Genomic DNA, 18,769 nt, shown 5'->3' on the forward strand with positions numbered 1-18,769 from the left:
GTGAGCACCTTCCAGGCCCCCAAGGGCACCTACGACCTGATTCCGCCGGACAGCGCGAAGTACCTCGCCGTCCGCGAGGCCATCGCCGCGCCGCTGCGCAACTCCGGCTACGGCTACATCGAGACACCCGGCTTCGAGAGCGTGGAACTCTTCGCACGCGGTGTCGGTGAGTCGACCGACATCGTGACGAAGGAGATGTACGCCTTCGAGACCAAGGGCGGCGACCGGCTCGCGCTGCGCCCCGAGGGCACGGCGTCCGTGCTGCGCGCCGCGCTCGAGGCCAACCTGCACAAGCTGGGCAACCTGCCGGTCAAGCTCTGGTACTCCGGCTCGTACTACCGCTACGAGCGTCCCCAGAAGGGCCGCTACAGGCACTTCTCCCAGGTGGGCGCCGAGGCGATCGGCGCGGAGGACCCGGCGCTCGACGCCGAGCTGATCATCCTGGCCGACCAGTCGTACCGGTCGCTGGGCCTGCGCGACTTCCGCATCCTTCTCAACAGCCTCGGCGACAAGGAGTGCCGCCCGGTGTACCGGGAGGCGCTCCAGACCTTCCTGCGGAGCCTGGACCTCGACGAGGACACCCTGCGCCGCGCCGACATCAACCCGCTGCGGGTCCTGGACGACAAGCGCGAGTCGGTCCAGAAGCAGCTCGGGGACGCGCCGCTGCTGCGCGACTACCTCTGCGACGCCTGCAAGGCGTACCACGAGGAGGTCCGCGAGCTGATCACGGCGGCCGGCGTGGTATTCGAGGACGACCCGAAGCTGGTCCGCGGCCTCGACTACTACACCCGCACGACCTTCGAGTTCGTCCACGACGGGCTGGGATCCCAGTCGGCGGTGGGCGGTGGCGGCCGCTACGACGGTCTCTCCGAGATGATCGGTGGTCCCGTGCTGCCGTCGGTGGGCTGGGCGCTGGGCGTCGACCGTACGGTGCTGGCGCTGGAGGCGGAGGGCGTGGAGCTGGAGCTGCCCGCCGCGACCTCCGTGTTCGCCGTCCCGCTCGGTGAGGAGGCCCGCCGGATCCTCTTCGCGAAGGTCACCGAGCTGCGCAAGCTCGGCGTCGCGGCCGACTTCTCCTACGGCGCCAAGGGGCTCAAGGGCGCCATGAAGAACGCCAACCGCAGCGGGGCCCGGTACACGGTCGTCGCCGGTGAACGCGACCTCGCCGAGGGCGTCGTCCAGCTGAAGGACATGGAGTCCGGCGAGCAGACGGCGATCGGCGTCAACGAGATCGTGGCGGAACTGGAGTCCAGGCTGGGCTGACGGGCGCGCCGCGCAGGGGAAGGGGCCGGGTCGGGGCGACCCGGCCCCTTCGTCGCGCACCGAGGGGTCAACCCGGCGCCCGCCCGTTCCTCCTCCCGGGAGAAGGAACGGGTCCAGGGTCACGCGCGTGTGCCGCCGGCCCGGTGTGCTGCCGGGTCCTGGCCGGAACCGAACGCCCGGGGGCGGCCGTACGTACTTCCTTATGTCCACCGAACGGTGCGCACCCGGTCGGGTGCGGCAGAATGGCCCCTGCCCGAAGATGGTCCAACTCTCAAGCGACGGATCGGCGTGATGAGCAAGACGACAGTGCAAGACGTCTCCACGGAGTCCGAGCCCGAGCGCGTCGCCGCGAGCGAGCCACGGACCGTGGGCGGCAGCCGCGCGTTCGCGATCCTGCTGCTGATCACCGGTGCGGCCGGTCTGCTCGCCGCGTGGGTCATCACGATCGACAAGTTCAAGATCCTCGAGGCCAAGGTCGCGGGCACGACCTTCACGCCCGGGTGCAGCATCAACCCGATCATCTCCTGCGGCAGCATCATGGAGAGCAAGCAGGCGTCCGCCTTCGGCTTTCCCAACCCCATGCTCGGCCTGGTCGCCTACGGCATCGTGATCTGCGTCGGCATGAGCCTGCTGACCCGCGCCCGCTTCCCGCGCTGGTACTGGCTGACCTTCAACTTCGGCACGCTCTTCGGCGTGGCCTTCTGCACCTGGCTCCAGTACCAGTCGCTGTACGAGATCAACGCCCTGTGCCTGTGGTGCTCCCTGGCCTGGGTCGCGACGATCACCATGTTCTGGTACGTCACCTCGTTCAACGTGCGCAACGACCTCCTGCCCGCGCCGGGCTGGCTGAAGCGGTTCCTCGCCGAGTTCACCTGGGTCCTGCCGGTCACCCACGTCGGCATCATCGCCATGCTGGTCCTGACGCGCTGGGGCGCCAACCTCTGGGCCTGAGCCCGCTGACGGACCGGCATCGGACGGGCGCCGGACAGCAGTGTCGGACCCCTGACGTAGGCTCCGATGTGTGGAGCCCGACCTGTTCACCGCCGCAGCCGAAGAACGCCAGGAGAAGGACCCCGCCGGGAGCCCCCTGGCGGTCCGGATGCGTCCGCGCACCCTCGACGAGGTGGTGGGCCAGCAGCACCTGCTGAAGCCCGGCTCACCCCTGCGCCGCCTGGTCGGCGAGGGCGCCACGGGCCCGGCCGGGCCCTCCTCGGTGATCCTCTGGGGTCCGCCCGGCACCGGGAAGACGACCCTGGCCTACGTCGTCTCCAAGGCCACCAACAAGCGGTTCGTCGAACTCTCCGCCATCACCGCGGGCGTCAAGGAGGTCCGCGCGGTCATCGACGGCGCCCGCCGCGCCATCGGCGGCTACGGCAAGGAGACCGTCCTCTTCCTCGACGAGATCCACCGCTTCAGCAAGGCCCAGCAGGATTCCCTCCTGCCGGCCGTCGAGAACCGCTGGGTGACGCTGATCGCGGCGACCACCGAGAACCCCTACTTCTCGGTCATCTCGCCGCTGCTCTCCCGCTCCCTCCTGCTCACCCTCGAGCCCCTCACGGACGAGGACCTGCGCGCCCTGGTCAGGCGTGCCGTGGCCGACGAACGCGGCCTCAAGGGCGCCGTCACCCTCCCCGAGGACACCGAGGCCCACCTCCTGCGCATCGCCGGCGGCGACGCCCGGCGCGCCCTCACCGCCCTGGAGGCCGCCGCCGGAGCCGCCCTCGACCAGGACCAGTCCGCGATCAGCTTGCAGACCCTGGAGCAGACGGTCGACCGCGCGGCGGTGAAGTACGACCGGGACGGCGACCAGCACTACGACGTCGCGAGCGCCCTGATCAAGTCCATCCGGGGTTCGGACGTCGACGCCGCCCTGCACTACCTGGCCCGCATGATCGAGGCGGGTGAGGATCCGCGCTTCATCGCCCGCCGCCTGATGATCTCCGCCAGCGAGGACATCGGCCTCGCGGATCCCAACGCCCTGCCGATCGCCGTCGCCGCCGCCCAGGCCGTCGCCATGATCGGCTTCCCCGAGGCCGCCCTCACCCTCAGCCACGTGACCATCGCCCTCGCCCTCGCGCCCAAGTCCAACGCCGCGACGACGGCGATCGGCGCCGCTCTGGACGACGTACGCAAGGGGCTGGCCGGGCCCGTGCCGCCGCATCTGCGCGACGGGCACTACAAGGGCGCCGCCAAGCTGGGGCACGCCCAGGGATACGTGTACCCGCACGACCTGCCCGAGGGCATCGCCGCCCAGCAGTACGCCCCCGACGCCATCAAGGACCGCGCCTACTACGAGCCCACCCGGCACGGCGCCGAGGCCCGCTACGCGGACGCGGTGGAGTGGACCAGGCAGCGACTCGGTCGCGACGGGTCCTGAGCACCCTGTAGACTCGCCCGAAGTGCCGCGTCCCGTGCAGTCAGAACGGGACAGTCGGCCGGAGCACCGGTCCTCGGACCCGCTCCAGGAGCGTCGCGCACCGTCGATAGGTGTCGCGGGCAGCCCATCACCACCCGGAACTCCGGGAACGGTCGATGGGCAACTCGCGTGCTGCACGTATGTGCCCAGATCAGGGGAGCGGCTGCCCGGCAGGTTCCACGCGGACCCGGCGGGTTTCCCCGGCTGCGGATGCGACCTCCCTTAACCCTGACAAGCCGGAAACCAGGAAAGAGACACACGTGGCGAACCAGCCCCGTCCCAAGGTCAAGAAGTCGCGTGCCCTCGGCATCGCGCTGACCCCGAAGGCCGTCAAGTACTTCGAGGCCCGCCCCTACCCGCCGGGCGAGCACGGCCGCGGCCGCAAGCAGAACTCGGACTACAAGGTCCGTCTGCTCGAGAAGCAGCGTCTGCGCGCGCAGTACGACGTGTCCGAGCGCCAGCTCGTCCGCGCCTACGAGCGTGCCTCCAAGGTCCAGGGCAAGACCGGTGAGGCCCTGATCATCGAGCTCGAGCGCCGTCTCGACGCGCTGGTCCTGCGTTCGGGCATCGCCCGCACGATCTACCAGGCCCGCCAGATGGTCGTCCACGGCCACATCGAGGTCAACGGCCAGAAGGTCGACAAGCCGTCCTTCCGCGTCAAGCCGGACGACGTCGTCATGGTCCGCGAGCGCAGCCGCAGCAAGACGCTGTTCGAGGTCTCCCGCGCCGGTGGCTTCGCCCCCGACGGCGAGACCCCGCGCTACCTCCAGGTGAACCTCGGCGCCCTGGCGTTCCGCCTGGACCGCGAGCCGAACCGCAAGGAGATCCCGGTCATCTGCGACGAGCAGCTCGTCGTCGAGTACTACGCCCGCTGATCCTTCCCCGGATCGGTCCGCGGCGTCCCAGGACTCCGCGCAAGGCCCGTCGTCCCCCTGCCCTTCCGGGCGGGCGGGACGGCGGGCCTTCGCACACCCCTAATCCGGTACGGACCGCCGGTGCCGGCGCGATAGGCTCGCCTTCAGACAGAGGTGTTCGTCAGACAGGGAGCGGGTGCACGCAGTGTCCGGTGGAGAGGTGGCCGGCATCCTGGTGGCCGTGTTCTGGGCGATCCTGGTCTCCTTCCTCGCCGTCGCACTGGCGAGGCTGGCCCAGACGCTCAAGGCGACCACCCGACTGGTCGCGGACGTGACCGAACAGGCCGTCCCGCTGCTGGCCGACGCCTCCGCGGCGGTGCGCTCCGCGCAGACCCAGATCGACCGGGTCGACGCGATCGCCACCGACGTCCAGGAAGTCACGTCGAACGCCTCGGCACTGTCCACCACGGTCGCCTCCACCTTCGGCGGCCCTCTGGTGAAGGTCGCCGCCTTCGGCTACGGCGTACGCCGGGCCCTGGTCGGCCGCAAGGACGACGTGCCCGCCCGGGAACCCCGCAGGACCGTGATCGTGGGCCGTACGGTCTCCCGGCGGGAGAAGCGCAAACCCCGTGGAAAGAGGGACTGAGACCAGCGATGTTCCGCCGTACCTTCTGGTTCAGCACGGGCGTTGCCGCCGGTGTCTGGGCCACCACCAAGGTCAACCGCAAGCTGAGGCAGCTGACCCCCGAGAGCCTGGCCGCGACCGCGGCCAACAAGGCGCTCGAGACGGGAGCGCGCCTCAAGGACCGCGCGGTGGGTTTCGCGCTCGACGTCCGCGACAACATGGCCCAGCGGGAGGCCGAACTGGGGGAGGCGCTGGGACTCCACGAGAACCCCGAACTCCCCGCGCCCAGGCGGTATCCCGCCATCGAGAACAACCGCAGCACCCCCCAGTACCCCGAGCGCATCGACACCACGACGCACTCGCACAACCGGAATGAGGACCACTGATGGAGTCGGCCGAGATCCGCCGCCGCTGGCTGAGCTTCTACGAGGAGCGCGGGCACACCGTCGTGCCTTCGGCGTCGCTCATCGCGGACGACCCGACTCTGCTCCTGGTCCCCGCCGGCATGGTCCCCTTCAAGCCGTATTTCCTCGGCGAGGTCAAGCCCCCGTGGTCGCGCGCCACCAGCGTGCAGAAGTGCGTGCGGACGCCCGACATCGAAGAGGTCGGCAAGACCACCCGCCACGGCACCTTCTTCCAGATGTGCGGCAACTTCTCCTTCGGCGACTACTTCAAGGAAGGCGCCATCAAGTACGCCTGGGAGCTGCTCACCACGCCCCAGGACAAGGGTGGTTACGGCCTGGAGCCGGAGAAGCTCTGGATCACCGTCTACAAGGACGACGACGAGGCCGAGCGCATCTGGCACGACGTCGTCGGCGTGCCCAAGGAGCGCATCCAGCGCCTCGGCATGAAGGACAACTACTGGTCCATGGGCGTCCCCGGACCCTGCGGCCCCTGTTCCGAGATCAACTACGACCGCGGCCCCGAGTTCGGCGTCGAGGGCGGCCCCGCCGTCAACGACGAGCGGTACGTGGAGATCTGGAACCTGGTCTTCATGCAGTACGAGCGCGGCCAGGGCATCGGCAAGGACAACTTCGAGATCCTGGGCGAACTGCCGAGCAAGAACATCGACACGGGCCTCGGCCTGGAGCGCCTCGCCATGATTCTGCAGGGCGTGCAGAACATGTACGAGATCGACACCTCCATGGCCGTCATCAAGAAGGCCACCGAGCTGACCGGCATCGAGTACGGCCGAGCCCACGACTCGGACGTCTCGCTGCGCGTGGTCACCGACCACATGCGCACCTCCGTGATGCTCATCGGCGACGGCGTCACCCCCGGCAACGAGGGCCGTGGTTACGTGCTGCGTCGCATCATGCGCCGCGCCGTCCGCAACATGCGGCTGCTCGGCGCCACCGGCCCGGTCGTCAAGGACCTCGTCGACACCGTGATCGCGATGATGGGTCAGCAGTACCCCGAGCTCGTCACCGACCGCGAGCGCATCGAGAAGGTCGCCGTCGCCGAGGAGAACGCCTTCCTCAAGACGCTGAAGGCCGGCACCAACATCCTCGACACCGCCGTCACCGAGACCAAGGCCTCCGGTGGCCGCGTCCTCGCCGGCGACAAGGCCTTCCTCCTCCACGACACCTGGGGCTTCCCGATCGACCTCACCCTCGAGATGGCCGCCGAACAGGGGCTGTCCGTGGACGAGGACGGCTTCCGCCGCCTGATGAAGGAGCAGCGGGAACGGGCCAAGGCCGACGCCCAGTCCAAGAAGACCGGTCACGCCGGCGTGGGCGCCTATCGCGAGATCGCCGACCAGGCCGGAGCGACCGACTTCATCGGCTACACCGACACCGAGGGCGAGTCCACGATCGTCGGCATCCTCGTGAACGGCGCCTCCTCGCCGGCCGCCACCGAGGGCGACGAGGTGGAGATCGTCCTCGACCGCACTCCGTTCTACGCCGAGGGCGGCGGCCAGATCGGCGACACCGGCCGTATCAGGGTGGACACCGGCGCCGTCATCGAGATCCGTGACACCCAGAAGCCGGTTCCCGGCGTGTACGTCCACAAGGGCGTCGTCCAGGTCGGCGAGGTCACGGTCGGCGCCAAGGCCCATGCCTCGATCGACCAGCGCCGCCGCACGGCCATCGCCCGCGCCCACTCGGCCACCCACCTCACCCACCAGGCGCTGCGCGACGCCCTCGGCCCGACGGCCGCCCAGGCCGGTTCGGAGAACCAGCCCGGCCGCTTCCGTTTCGACTTCGGCTCCCCGGCCGCCGTCCCGACGGCCGTGATGACCGACGTCGAGCAGAAGATCAACGAGGTGCTCGCCCGCGACCTGGACGTCCAGGCCGAGGTCATGGGCATCGACGAGGCCAAGAAGCAGGGCGCCATCGCCGAGTTCGGCGAGAAGTACGGCGAGCGCGTCCGGGTGGTGACCATCGGGGACTTCTCCAAGGAGCTGTGCGGTGGCACGCACGTGCACAACACCGCCCAGCTGGGGCTCGTGAAGCTGCTCGGCGAGTCGTCGATCGGCTCGGGTGTCCGCCGGATCGAGGCCCTTGTCGGCGTCGACGCCTACAACTTCCTGGCCCGTGAGCACACGGTCGTCGCCCAGCTCCAGGAGCTGATCAAGGGCCGTCCGGAGGAGCTCCCGGAGAAGGTCTCCGCCATGCTCGGCAAGCTGAAGGACGCCGAGAAGGAGATCGAGAAGTTCCGCGCGGAGAAGGTCCTCCAGGCCGCCGCCGGACTTGCGGGGTCCGCCAAGGACGTCCGCGGTGTGGCCCTGGTCACCGGGCAGGTCCCGGACGGCACCACCCCCGACGACCTGCGCAGGCTCGTCCTCGACGTGCGCGGCCGCATCCAGGGCGGCCGGGCCGCCGTGGTCGCCCTGTTCACGGTGAACAACGGCAAGCCGCTGACGGTCATCGCCACCAACGAGGCGGCCCGTGAGCGCGGCCTGAAGGCCGGTGACCTGGTTCGTACGGCCGCCAAGACCCTCGGCGGCGGCGGTGGCGGCAAGCCGGACGTGGCCCAGGGCGGCGGCCAGAACCCGGCCGCCGTCGGTGAGGCCGTCGACGCCGTCGAGCGGCTCGTGGCGGAAACGGCCAAGTGAGCGAGCCGATGAGGAAGGGCCGTCGACTCGCGATCGACGTCGGGGACGCCCGGATCGGGGTCGCCTCGTGCGACCCCGACGGGATCCTCGCCACTCCGGTGGAGACGGTTCCGGGCCGGGACGTCCCCGCGGCTCACCGCCGGCTCGGACAGCTGGTCGAGGAGTACGAACCGATCGAGGTCGTCGTCGGCCTGCCTCGCTCCCTCAACGGGGGCGAGGGGCCCGCCGCGGTGAAGGTGCGAGGCTTCGCCCAGGAGCTGGCGAACAAAATCGCTCCCGTATCCGTACGTCTGGTGGACGAGCGGATGACGACCGTGACGGCCGGTCAAGGACTGCGCGCCTCAGGCGTGAAGTCCAAGAAGGGCCGCTCGGTGATCGACCAGGCGGCCGCCGTGATCATCCTCCAACAGGCGCTGGAATCCGAACGGGTGTCAGGCAAAGCACCGGGCGAGGGCGTCGAAGTGGTCATCTGATCGCGATACGGTAACGTTCCGCGCGATGCGGCGGTGTTCGAACAGCGGCCGCACAGAGAGAGACGGAAACGGTGACGGGCCTGACAAAGCCGCGTGATCGCCGCCTCGCGGCTCTAGGGGATCGATGACTGAGTATGGCCGGGGCCCTGGCTCCGAACCGTGGCATCCGGAGGACCCGTTGTACGGGGACGGCGGATGGGAAGGGCAGCAGGCCCCCACGGGCCAGCAGCCTGCCTACGGTGGCCGGCCACAGCACCACCCCTACCCGCAGCAGCAGTCGCAGCAGTCGCAGGGGTCGGAGTACGGCGACTGGGGTCAGGGACAGGCGCAGCAGTACGACCAGCAGCAGTACGAGCAGCAGCAGTACGGCGGCCAGCAGTACGACCCGCAGTACCAGGGTTACGACCAGCAGCAGTACGCCCACCAGGACCCGCAGGACCCGCAGTCCTATCAGCAGGGGTACGAGGGATACCAGGAGGGCGGCTGGGACGGCACGGGCTCGCATGCCCACGTTCCGTACGCGGCCGACCCCGGCGACCCCTACGGCCAGCAGGCCGCGGCCTACGGCGCCGAGCAGCCGGACTTCTACGGCACTCCCGACGCGTATCCGCCGCCGGAGCCGCCCGCCCGGCGGCGCGCCGAGCCCGGACCGGACCCGGTGCAGGAGCCGGTGGAGGAACCCGACCCGCAGTCCGAGCGGAATCCCGACTGGGATCCCGGACCCGACCAGGGGGAGCACGCCTTCTTCGCCGGCGGCGGGGCCGCGGACGACGAGGAGGACGACGAGCCGGAGGGCCGCGGAAACCGGCGGGGCCGGGGCGGCAAGGGCACCAAGAACAAGAACAAGAAGAAGGGCCGCAACGGCTGCGCCTGCCTGGTGGTCGTGCTGGTGTTCGGCGGCGGCATCGCAGGCGTCGGCTACTTCGGCTACGACTACTACAAGAATCGTTACGGCTCGGCTCCGGACTACGCGGGCGCGGGCACCGGCCAGAACGTGAGCGTGGAGGTGCCCAAGGGCTCCGGCGGCGCCGCCATCGGCCGACTTCTGAAGGACGCCGGCGTCGTCAAGAGCGTCGACGCGTTCGTCTCGGCGTTCACGAACAATCCCGAAGCCGACGGTATTCAGGCGGGCGCGTACATCCTGAAGAAGGAGATGTCCGCGAAGAGCGCCGTGGCGATGATGCTCGACCCCAAGAGCCAGGCCAACGTGATGGTCACTCCGGGGCAGCGGAACGTGGCCGTCTACAAGGTCATCGACACCAAACTCGGGCTGACCGCCGGCACCACCAGGCAGGTGGCGGAGAAGCAGTACGCGACGCTCGGACTGCCCAAATGGGCGAACGACAACGACGAGATCAAGGACCCGCTGGAGGGCTTCCTCTTCCCGGGCACGTACGGCGCGGCCAAGGGCATGAAGCCGGAGGCGGTCCTGAAGTCGATGGTCGCCCACGCCAACGAGGTGTACGGCGAGTACGACTTCGTGGCCAAGGCCAAGGCGCTCAAGCTCGAGAACCCGCTTCAGGTCATCACGGTCGCCAGCCTGGTCCAGGCCGAGGGCAAGACGCACGACGACTACCGCAAGATGGCCGAGGTCGTCTACAACCGGCTCAAGCCGACGAACGACCAGACCAACCAACTGCTCCAGTTCGACTCGACCTTCAACTACCTGAAGGGCGAAAGCAAGATCCACATCAGCGAGTCCGAGATCAACAGCAACAAGGACCCGTACAACACCTACACCAACAGGGGCCTGCCGCCCGGCCCGATCGGGAATCCCGGCGAGGACGCGCTGAAGGCCACGATGAATCCGACCGCCGACGGCTGGATCTACTTCGTGGCGACCGACGGCGAGAGCAACACCGAATTCGCCAAGACCTACGCGGAATTCAAGCGACTCAAGGAAAAGTTCGATGCCAGCACGGGCAACTGACGCCCGCCGGGCCGCCGTACTCGGCAGCCCCATCGCCCACTCCCTCTCCCCGGTGCTGCACCGCGCCGCGTACGAGGCGCTGGAACTCGTCGGCTGGACGTACGACCGCTTCGACGTCGACGAGGAGGCGCTGCCCGCCTTCCTCGACGGGCTCGGCGCCGAGTGGGCCGGCCTGTCGCTGACGATGCCGCTGAAGCGGGCGGTCATCCCGCTGCTCGACGAGGTGAGCGAGACGGCCGCCTCCGTGGAGGCGGTCAACACCCTCGTCCTCACCGAGGACGGCCGCCGGCTCGGCGACAACACCGACATCCCCGGCATGGTCGCGGCCCTGCGCGAGCGCGGCGTCGAACAGGTCGACTCGGCCGCGATCCTCGGCGCCGGCGCCACCGCGTCCTCCGCCCTGGCCGCCCTGGCCAGGGTCTGCACCGGCGAGATCGTCGCGTACGTGCGCGGAGCGGCCCGCGCCGCCGAGATGCGGCGGTGGGGCGAGCGGCTCGACACGGAGGTCCGGATCGCCGACTGGGCGGACGCCGCCGACGCGCTGCGCTTCCCGCTGGTCGTCGCCACCACCCCGGCCGGCGCCACGGACGCCCTCGCCCTCTCGGTGCCGGAGCGGCCCGCCACCCTCTTCGACGTGCTCTACGACCCCTGGCCCACCGAGTTGGCCGCCCGCTGGTCGATGTTCGGCGGCGCCGTGGTCAGCGGCCTCGACCTGCTCGTGCACCAGGCGGTCCTCCAGGTGGAGCAGATGACCGGCCGCGCCCCGGCGCCGGTGGAAGCCATGCGCACGGCGGGCGAGCACGCCCTCGCCGCCCGCACGGCCCCGCACCACCCGTAAGCGGCCCGTCCCCGGCCGCTGCCCGTCCGCTTGCTGGACCGGCGACCGGTTCGGGGGCCGGGACGTGGGAGGATCGTAGGTGGCGGGCCAGGGCCGCGCACCCGGTCACGCCGACGCCGTACGCGAAGGACGCGCGTGCGCAGAGCAGTACCAGGGCGCGAGCACTGAGGAGCATCGTTGAGCAGGCTGCGTTGGCTGACCGCGGGGGAGTCCCACGGTCCCGCACTTGTCGCGACGCTGGAGGGCCTTCCCGCCGGCGTGCCGATCACCACGGAGATGGTCGCGGACCACCTCGCGCGGCGGCGGCTCGGTTATGGGCGTGGCGCGCGGATGAAGTTCGAGCGTGACGAGGTCACCTTCCTCGGCGGTGTCCGGCACGGCCTGACCATGGGTTCTCCGGTGGCCGTGATGGTGGGCAACACGGAGTGGCCCAAGTGGGAGCAGGTGATGGCCGCCGACCCGGTCGATCCCGAGATTCTCGCCGGTCTGGCCCGCAACGCCCCGCTCACCCGCCCGCGCCCCGGCCACGCCGATCTCGCCGGGATGCAGAAGTACGGCTTCGACGAGGCCCGGCCGATCCTGGAGCGCGCCTCCGCGCGGGAGACGGCCGCCCGGGTGGCGCTGGGCGCGGTGGCCCGGTCGTACCTCAAGGAGACGGCCGGCATCGAGATCGTCTCGCACGTGGTCGAGTTGGCCGCGGCCAAGGCGCCCTACGGGCTGTACCCGACCCCGGCCGACGTCGAGAAGCTGGACGCGGACCCGGTGCGCTGCCTGGACGCGGACGCCTCCAAGGCGATGGTGGCCGAGATCGACCAGGCCCACAAGGACGGCGACACCCTCGGCGGCGTCGTCGAGGTCCTCGCCCACGACGTGCCGGTGGGCCTCGGCTCGCACGTGCACTGGGACCGTCGGCTGGACGCCCGGCTGGCGGCCGCCCTGATGGGCATCCAGGCGATCAAGGGCGTCGAGGTCGGCGACGGCTTCGACCTCGCGCGCGTGCCGGGTTCGAAGGCGCACGACGAGATCCTCGCCACCGGCGACGGGATCAGGCGCGCCTCAGGCCGCTCCGGAGGCACCGAGGGGGGCCTGACCACCGGCGAGCTGCTGCGCGTGCGTGCGGCGATGAAGCCGATCGCGACCGTGCCGCGGGCCCTGAAGACCGTGGACGTCGCCACCGGCGAGGCGACCCAGGCCCACCACCAGCGCTCGGACGTGTGCGCGGTCCCGGCCGCCGGGATCGTCGCCGAGGCGATGGTCGCCCTGGTGCTCGCGGACGCGGTGGCGGAGAAGTTCGGCGGCGACAGCGTCCCCGAGACCCGTCGCAACGTGCGGTCGTACCTCGACAACCTCCACATCCGATGAGCGGGCCGCGGGTCGTCCTCGTGGGCCCGATGGGCGTCGGCAAGTCCACCGTCGGGCAGCTGCTCGCCGAGCGGCTCGGCGTCGCCTACCGGGACACCGACGACGACATCGTCGCCGAGCAGGACCGCAGCATCGCGGAGATCTTCGTCGACGAGGGCGAGGAGACCTTCCGCGCGATCGAGAAGGTGGCCGTACGGCGCGCCCTCGCCGAGCACGACGGCGTCCTGGCGCTCGGCGGCGGCTCGATCCTGGACGCGGACACCCGCGACCTGCTGGCCGGGCAGCGCGTGGTCTACCTGGCCATGGACGTCGAGGAAGCCGTCAAGCGCACCGGCCTCAACGCGGCCCGTCCGCTGCTCGCCGTCAACCCCCGCAAGCAGTGGCGCGAGCTGATGGAGGCCCGTCGCCATCTCTACGAGGGCGTCGCCACCGCGGTCGTGACCACGGACGGCCGCACGCCCGAAGAGGTCAGTCAAGTGGCCTTGGACGCTTTGGAGTTGAAGGAAGCATGAGCAGCGAGTCGGTAACGCGGATCCAGATCGGCGGCAGCGCGGGCTCGGAGCCGTACGAGGTCCTGGTCGGCCGTCAGCTGCTGGGCGAGCTGGGCGGGCTGATCGGCGACCGGGTGAAGCGGGTCGCCGTGATCCATCCCGAGGCGCTCGCCGGGACGGGGGACGCGCTCCGCGCCGACCTGGCCGAACAGGGGTACGAGGCCGTCGCCATCCAGGTGCCGAACGCGGAGGAGGCCAAGACCGCCGAGGTCGCCGCCTACTGCTGGAAGGCGCTCGGCCAGTCCGGGTTCACCCGCTCCGACGTCGTCGTCGGCGTCGGCGGGGGCTCGACCACCGACCTCGCCGGGTTCGTCGCCGCGACCTGGCTGCGCGGGGTGCGCTGGATCGCCGTCCCGACGACCGTGCTGGCCATGGTCGACGCGGCCGTCGGCGGCAAGACGGGTATCAACACCGCCGAGGGCAAGAACCTCGTCGGCTCCTTCCACCCGCCGGCCGGCGTGCTGTGCGACCTGGCCGCGCTGGACTCGCTGCCGGTCAACGACTACGTCTCCGGGCTCGCCGAGATCATCAAGGCCGGCTTCATCGCCGACCCGGCGATCCTCGAACTGATCGAGTCCGACCCCGAGGCGGCCCGCACCCCGGCGGGCCCGCACACCGCCGAGCTCATCGAACGCTCCATCAGGGTCAAGGCCGACGTGGTGTCGTCCGACCTGAAGGAGTCCGGTCTGCGGGAGATCCTCAACTACGGGCACACGTTGGCGCACGCCATCGAGAAGAACGAGCGCTACAAGTGGCGGCACGGCGCGGCCGTCTCCGTCGGCATGCACTTCGCCGCCGAACTGGGCCGCCTGGCGGGCCGACTCGACGACGCCACGGCCGACCGCCACCGCACGGTGCTGGAGTCGGTCGGGCTGCCGCTGCACTACCGCTACGACCAGTGGCCCAAGCTGCTGGAGAACATGAAGGTCGACAAGAAGTCCCGCGGCGACCTGCTGCGGTTCATCGTCCTGGACGGCCTCGGCAAGCCGAACGTCCTCGAAGGCCCGGACCCGGCCGTCCTGCTGGCCGCGTACGGCGAGGTGGGCGAGTAGGAGCGCGGGCGGGCGACCAGGTCCGCCCGCCTGCCGCCCGCCCGATCCGCTGCGCGCACCGGGCACTTCGGTCCGCCCCCGGCCGTTCACCAAACGACAGCCGGGGGCGGTACCGTTCAGTAGCAGAGAGGGGGGTCCGCGGCCCCCACAGCCAGCGCCCATCGCCTGTACGAGACGGAGTGGCACCGGATGCAGCACGCAGTGGGTTCTCCGCTGCCGCCGCCCCATCAGCCGGGCGGCGCTTCCCAGCAACAGCCGGGGTACCTCGGCGCCCCCTCGGGCCCTGTTCCGCCCGCGCCCCAGCCACCGGTCCCGCCCGTGCCGCACCCTCCCGCCCCGCAGCACGCCCCGGCCCCGCCGCATGCTCCCGCCCCGAGCCACGTCCCGGTCCCGCAGGCTGCCGACACCACCGGACACGTCCCGCTGCCGCCCGGCGGCCCCGTCCCCATGCCCAGCGCACCGTCGGCCCCGACCGCCCCCGACCCGGCGGGCACCACGCTGGCGGTACTGCTGATCGGCCCGGCGGGCGCCGGCAAGACCAGCGTCGCCAAGTTCTGGGCCGACCACCGCCGGGTCCCCACCGCCCACGTCAGCCTCGACGACGTACGCGAATGGGTCCGCTCGGGCTTCGCCGACCCGCAGTCGGGATGGAACGACCACTCCGAGGCCCAGTACCGCCTGGCCCGCCGCACCTGCGGCTTCGCGGCGCGCAACTTCCTGGCCAACGGCATCTCGTGCATCCTGGACGACGCGATCTTCCCCGACCGCCCGGCCGTGGGCCTGGGTGGCTGGAAACGACACGTGGGCCCGGGCCTGCTGCCCGTCGTCCTCCTCCCGGGCCTGGAAGCCGTGCTGGAGCGCAACGCCGAGCGCTCCGGCAACCGCCGTCTCAGCGACGAGGAGGTGGCCCGCATCCACGGCCGCATGGCCGGCTGGTACGGCTCCGGGCTGCCCATCATCGACAACTCCCAGCTGGACGTCCCGACGACCGCCAGGGTGCTGGACGACGTACTGGCGAGGGCGATCGCCAGTCCGCCGAAGTGGTAGAGCACCACTTACCGGCCTTCCGGCCGGTAGACGGCAGGGCTCCGGCACCGCGGGGCTCCGTTTCCATGGACGCCCGGCCCCGTACGCCGCCTCGCCTCCCTGCGGGCGTCCGGCCCTGTGTGCCGACTCCGCTCGGTGTGGGCGTCCGGCCCTGCGTGCCGACTCCGCCCCGTGCGTCCGGCCCCGGTGCGTCCGGTTGCGACCGGACCGCAATCTGGGTGATCGGGCGGGCCCGCCTCGCGCCGTTCCCCCGAACGCCCTCCCAACCGGCGCATTCCGGCCACTCCTCCTACGCTCGTGTCATGTCAGAGGTCTACGCGTCCCGCCGCACCCGGCTGAGAGAACGCTGCAACGCGACCGGCAGCGCCACCGCGCTGATCTCCCGCCCCGCCAACGTGAGATACCTCGCGGGCGCCGCCCCGAACGGCGCCGTCCTGCTGCTCGGCGGACGTGAGGATCTCCTCGTCTGCGCGGGCCCGCTCGACGACCGCGCGAGCGAGGGCCGGCCGGACGAGGCCCTGCGCGTGCACTACTTGCGCCACCCCGAGGGCGATCCGGCGGTCGCAGCCGCCGATCTTCTGGTGGGCGAGGGCGGAGACTCCCTCGCGGTGGAGGAACACCACCTCACGGTGGCCCGCCACCGCGAGTTGCGCTCCGTCGCGCCCCGGCTGCGCCTCGCCGACCTGGGCGGCGCGGTCGAGCAGCTGAGGGTGGTGAAGGACGAGGAGGAGATCTCCTGCCTGCGGATCGGCGCGGAGATCGCCGACCAGGCCCTGGGGGAGCTGCTGGAGTCCATCCTGGTGGGCCGCACGGAGCGGCACCTGGCCCTCGAACTGGAGCGGCGCCTCGTGGATCACGGTGCGGACGGTCCCGCGTTCGTCACCTCCGTCGCTACCGGCCCGCATTCCGGCCGGCGCTGCCACCGGCCCACCGATCGACGGGTCGAGGAGGGCGACTTCCTCTCCGTCTGCCTGGGGGCGAGCTACCGCGGCTACCGCTGTGAGATCGGCCGGACCTTCGTGATCGGCACGTCCCCCGCCGGCTGGCAGATCGAGCTGTACGACCTCGTCTTCGCAGCCCAGCGCGCCGGACGCGAGGCCCTGACCCCCGGCGCCGCCTACCGTGAAGTGGACCGCGCGGCACGTCAGATCCTGGACTCGGCGGGGTACTCCGAGGGCCTCCAGGAGCTCAGCGGACACGGTGTCGGACTCGAAATCGAAGAGGACCCGCAGTTGACTCCCGCGGCCATGGGTAAACTGGACGCTTGCGTGCCGGTCACCGTCGAACCGGGGGTCCACCTCCCGGGCCGGGGCGGTGTCCGGATCGATGACACGCTCGTCGTGCGCCCCGAGGCGGACGGCGGACCCGAGCTACTCACCATCACGACCAAGGAGCTGCTCGCCCTGTAGGCAGGTGCGTGCCCCGGGGTCGTCCACGTCAGTCCAGGAGATTCCGCAACCGTGGCTTCCACGAACGACCTCAAGAACGGCCTGGTGCTCAAGCTCGAAGGCGGCCAGCTCTGGTCCGTCGTCGAGTTCCAGCACGTCAAGCCCGGCAAGGGCCCGGCCTTCGTGCGCACCAAGCTGAAGAACGTGCTTTCCGGCAAGGTCGTCGACAAGACGTTCAACGCCGGCGTCAAGGTCGAGACGGCCACTGTCGACAAGCGCGACATGCAGTTCTCGTACATGGACGGCGAGTACTTCGTCTTCATGGACATGGAGACCTACGACCAGCTGATGGTCGACCGCAAGGCTGTCGGCGACGCCGCCAACTTCCTGATCGAGGGCTTCACCGCCACCGTGGCGCAGCACGAGGGCGAGGTGCTCTTCGTGGAGCTGCCGGCCGCCGTCGAGCTCGTCGTCCAGGAGACCGAGCCGGGCCTCCAGGGCGACCGCTCCACCGGTGGCACCAAGCCCGCCACCCTGGAGACCGGTCACCAGATCCAGGTGCCGCTGTTCATCACCACCGGTGAGAAGATCAAGGTCGACACCCGCACCAGCGACTACCTCGGCCGGGTGAACAGCTAACCGTGGCTGCTCGCAACACGGCCCGCAAGCGCGCCTTCCAGATCCTTTTCGAGGGCGACCAGCGCGGAGTCGACGTCCTGACGGTCCTCGCGGACTGGATCCGGCTGTCCCGGGCCGACACCCGGCAGCCACCGGTGAGCGAGTACACGATGCAGTTGGTCGAGGGCTACGCGCAATACGCGCGGCGCATCGACGAGCTGATCGCCCAGTACTCCGTCGGCTGGACGCTGGACCGGATGCCGGTCGTCGACCGCAACATCCTGCGTCTCGGCGCCTACGAGCTGATCTGGGCCGACGAGACCCCGGACGCGGTCGTCCTCGACGAGATGGTGCAGCTGGCGAAGGAGTTCTCGACGGACGAGTCGCCCTCGTTCGTCAACGGCCTGCTCGGCCGGCTCAAGGAGCTCAAGCCGTCCCTGCGGCGCGAGTAGCTCCGCCGGGCGAGCCGGGGAAGCGCGGGCCGCATGTGGCTCTCGGGCCGCACGTGGCCTGTGGGCCGCAGGCGGCTGCTGAGCCCGTCCGTGGCTCGTCGTACGGTTCCCCGCGCCCCTTCGGGGGCGTGGACATGCCGGAGGGCCCACAGCGCACGCTGTGGGCCCTCCGGCATGTCCACGTACAAGCGGCAGTGGCCGGAACCACTGGGTTCCGGCCACTGCGAGGGTACGTTTCTGCTCAGCCGTGGAGCGGCTAGCCCTCCTCGTGCGAGACCGCGCGACGGGCGTCCGCGTCCAGCACGCCCCAGCTGATCAGCTGCTCGGTCAGGACCGAGGGCGACTGGTCGTAGATGACGGCGAGGGTGCGCAGGTCGTCCTGGCGGATCGAGAGCACCTTGCCGTTGTAGTCACCGCGCTGCGACTGGATCGTGGCCGCGTACCGCTGAAGAGGGCCCGCCTTCTCGACCGGCACGTGAGCCAGTCGCTCCAGGTCCAGGACCAGCTTCGGCGGCGGCTCGGCGGCACCGCCCGGAGTGGTGCCGGGCAGGAGCTCCTGCACGGGGACGCCGTAGAAATCCGCCAGCTCGGCAAGGCGCTGCACGGTCACGGCGCGGTCGCCGCGCTCGTACGAACCGACCACGACCGCCTTCCAGCGTCCCTGGGACTTCTCCTCGACACCGTGGAGGGAAAGGCCCTGCTGGGTGCGGATCGCCCGGAGTTTGGCCCCGAGCTGTTTGGCGTATTCGCTGGACATATAGCTCCCCGGCAGTGGGTCGACGCGGCACCAGCCGCGTGCTGGTAACTCACTGTGAGGTTACGCAGCGTGATTCTTCTGCGTC

At 70.6% G+C, this 18,769-nt stretch carries 18 protein-coding genes; 17 read left to right on the plus strand and 1 reads right to left on the minus strand.

Going from position 1 to position 18,769, the window contains the following annotated elements; all coding sequences use genetic code 11:
• The 17 genes from hisS to nusB all read left to right on the plus strand — a co-directional run bounded on the left by hisS (position 1) and on the right by nusB (position 17,927).
• Positions 1-1,263 carry a histidine--tRNA ligase gene (hisS, locus tag OHS71_RS33345; protein ID WP_328483035.1) on the plus strand — a complete coding sequence of 421 codons (1,263 nt, stop codon included), beginning with the start codon at positions 1-3 and terminating at the stop codon, positions 1,261-1,263.
• A gap of 291 nt (positions 1,264-1,554) precedes the next feature.
• Positions 1,555-2,214, plus strand: a complete 660-nt coding sequence (locus OHS71_RS33350) for a vitamin K epoxide reductase family protein (protein ID WP_328483036.1) — start codon at positions 1,555-1,557, stop codon at positions 2,212-2,214.
• Positions 2,215-2,284: 70 nt separating this feature from the next.
• On the plus strand, positions 2,285-3,640 hold the full coding sequence (locus OHS71_RS33355; RefSeq protein ID WP_328483037.1) for a replication-associated recombination protein A: 1,356 nt from the start codon (positions 2,285-2,287) through the stop codon (positions 3,638-3,640).
• 299 nt (positions 3,641-3,939) lie between these two features.
• Positions 3,940-4,554, plus strand: coding sequence for a 30S ribosomal protein S4 (gene rpsD, locus OHS71_RS33360; protein ID WP_093775827.1), 615 nt, complete (start codon positions 3,940-3,942; stop codon positions 4,552-4,554).
• 175 nt (positions 4,555-4,729) lie between these two features.
• Complete coding sequence (locus tag OHS71_RS33365) at positions 4,730-5,179, plus strand: DUF948 domain-containing protein (protein WP_328483038.1); 450 nt, start codon at positions 4,730-4,732, stop codon at positions 5,177-5,179.
• An 8-nt stretch (positions 5,180-5,187) separates the two neighbouring features.
• Positions 5,188-5,544, plus strand: coding sequence for a hypothetical protein (locus OHS71_RS33370; protein WP_328483039.1), 357 nt, complete (start codon positions 5,188-5,190; stop codon positions 5,542-5,544).
• Complete coding sequence (gene alaS, locus OHS71_RS33375; protein ID WP_328483040.1) at positions 5,544-8,216, plus strand: alanine--tRNA ligase; 2,673 nt, start codon at positions 5,544-5,546, stop codon at positions 8,214-8,216. The genes OHS71_RS33370 and alaS overlap by 1 nt, the downstream gene beginning before the upstream one ends.
• 8 nt (positions 8,217-8,224) lie before the next feature.
• Positions 8,225-8,689: a Holliday junction resolvase RuvX gene (gene ruvX / locus OHS71_RS33380; RefSeq protein ID WP_328484723.1), complete on the plus strand. Its 465-nt coding sequence runs from the start codon at positions 8,225-8,227 to the stop codon at positions 8,687-8,689.
• Positions 8,690-8,813: 124 nt separating this feature from the next.
• Entirely contained in the window at positions 8,814-10,619 is a 1,806-nt protein-coding gene (mltG, locus tag OHS71_RS33385; protein WP_328483041.1) for an endolytic transglycosylase MltG, read from the plus strand.
• Positions 10,600-11,457 carry a shikimate dehydrogenase gene (locus tag OHS71_RS33390; RefSeq protein WP_328483042.1) on the plus strand — a complete coding sequence of 286 codons (858 nt, stop codon included), beginning with the start codon at positions 10,600-10,602 and terminating at the stop codon, positions 11,455-11,457. Before mltG ends, OHS71_RS33390 begins: the two co-directional genes overlap by 20 nt.
• 177 nt (positions 11,458-11,634) lie before the next feature.
• Positions 11,635-12,819: a chorismate synthase gene (gene aroC / locus OHS71_RS33395; protein WP_328483043.1), complete on the plus strand. Its 1,185-nt coding sequence runs from the start codon at positions 11,635-11,637 to the stop codon at positions 12,817-12,819.
• Positions 12,816-13,331, plus strand: coding sequence for a shikimate kinase (locus tag OHS71_RS33400; RefSeq protein ID WP_328483044.1), 516 nt, complete (start codon positions 12,816-12,818; stop codon positions 13,329-13,331). Before aroC ends, OHS71_RS33400 begins: the two co-directional genes overlap by 4 nt.
• The gene (aroB, locus tag OHS71_RS33405) at positions 13,328-14,422 is read left to right on the plus strand and encodes a 3-dehydroquinate synthase (RefSeq protein ID WP_328483045.1); all 1,095 of its coding nucleotides are present in this window, start codon (positions 13,328-13,330) and stop codon (positions 14,420-14,422) included. Before OHS71_RS33400 ends, aroB begins: the two co-directional genes overlap by 4 nt.
• Before the next feature lie 189 nt (positions 14,423-14,611).
• Positions 14,612-15,469, plus strand: coding sequence for a Pro-rich N-terminal domain-containing protein (locus OHS71_RS33410; RefSeq protein ID WP_328483046.1), 858 nt, complete (start codon positions 14,612-14,614; stop codon positions 15,467-15,469).
• A gap of 302 nt (positions 15,470-15,771) precedes the next feature.
• Positions 15,772-16,878: an aminopeptidase P family protein gene (locus tag OHS71_RS33415; protein WP_328483047.1), complete on the plus strand. Its 1,107-nt coding sequence runs from the start codon at positions 15,772-15,774 to the stop codon at positions 16,876-16,878.
• A 51-nt stretch (positions 16,879-16,929) separates the two neighbouring features.
• The gene (efp, locus tag OHS71_RS33420; protein ID WP_020117452.1) at positions 16,930-17,496 is read left to right on the plus strand and encodes an elongation factor P; all 567 of its coding nucleotides are present in this window, start codon (positions 16,930-16,932) and stop codon (positions 17,494-17,496) included.
• Positions 17,497-17,498: 2 nt separating this feature from the next.
• A complete protein-coding gene (nusB, locus tag OHS71_RS33425) occupies positions 17,499-17,927 on the plus strand; it encodes a transcription antitermination factor NusB (RefSeq protein WP_328483048.1) in 429 nt (142 codons plus the stop codon).
• A 256-nt stretch (positions 17,928-18,183) separates the two neighbouring features.
• Here the strand turns inward: nusB and bldD are convergent, their stop codons facing one another.
• Entirely contained in the window at positions 18,184-18,684 is a 501-nt protein-coding gene (gene bldD, locus OHS71_RS33430; protein ID WP_020128858.1) for a transcriptional regulator BldD, read from the minus strand.
• Positions 18,685-18,769 lie beyond the last annotated feature (85 nt).

Origin of the sequence: Streptomyces sp. NBC_00377, from assembly GCF_036075115.1 — a bacterium.
Lineage (GTDB): Bacteria > Actinomycetota > Actinomycetes > Streptomycetales > Streptomycetaceae > Streptomyces.

Bases quoted from the DNA above. Each gene is read 5' to 3' on its own strand.
- OHS71_RS33350 (WP_328483036.1), top strand. From the start codon at position 1,555: ATGAGCAAGACGACAGTGCAAGACGTCTCCACGGAGTCCGAGCCCGAG.
- OHS71_RS33370 (WP_328483039.1), top strand. From the start codon at position 5,188: ATGTTCCGCCGTACCTTCTGGTTCAGCACGGGCGTTGCCGCCGGTGTC.
- alaS (WP_328483040.1), top strand. From the start codon at position 5,544: ATGGAGTCGGCCGAGATCCGCCGCCGCTGGCTGAGCTTCTACGAGGAG.
- ruvX (WP_328484723.1), top strand. From the start codon at position 8,225: ATGAGGAAGGGCCGTCGACTCGCGATCGACGTCGGGGACGCCCGGATC.
- mltG (WP_328483041.1), top strand. From the start codon at position 8,814: ATGACTGAGTATGGCCGGGGCCCTGGCTCCGAACCGTGGCATCCGGAG.
- OHS71_RS33390 (WP_328483042.1), top strand. From the start codon at position 10,600: ATGCCAGCACGGGCAACTGACGCCCGCCGGGCCGCCGTACTCGGCAGC.
- OHS71_RS33400 (WP_328483044.1), top strand. From the start codon at position 12,816: ATGAGCGGGCCGCGGGTCGTCCTCGTGGGCCCGATGGGCGTCGGCAAG.
- aroB (WP_328483045.1), top strand. From the start codon at position 13,328: ATGAGCAGCGAGTCGGTAACGCGGATCCAGATCGGCGGCAGCGCGGGC.
- OHS71_RS33410 (WP_328483046.1), top strand. From the start codon at position 14,612: ATGCAGCACGCAGTGGGTTCTCCGCTGCCGCCGCCCCATCAGCCGGGC.
- OHS71_RS33415 (WP_328483047.1), top strand. From the start codon at position 15,772: ATGTCAGAGGTCTACGCGTCCCGCCGCACCCGGCTGAGAGAACGCTGC.
- bldD (WP_020128858.1), bottom strand. From the start codon at position 18,684: ATGTCCAGCGAATACGCCAAACAGCTCGGGGCCAAACTCCGGGCGATC.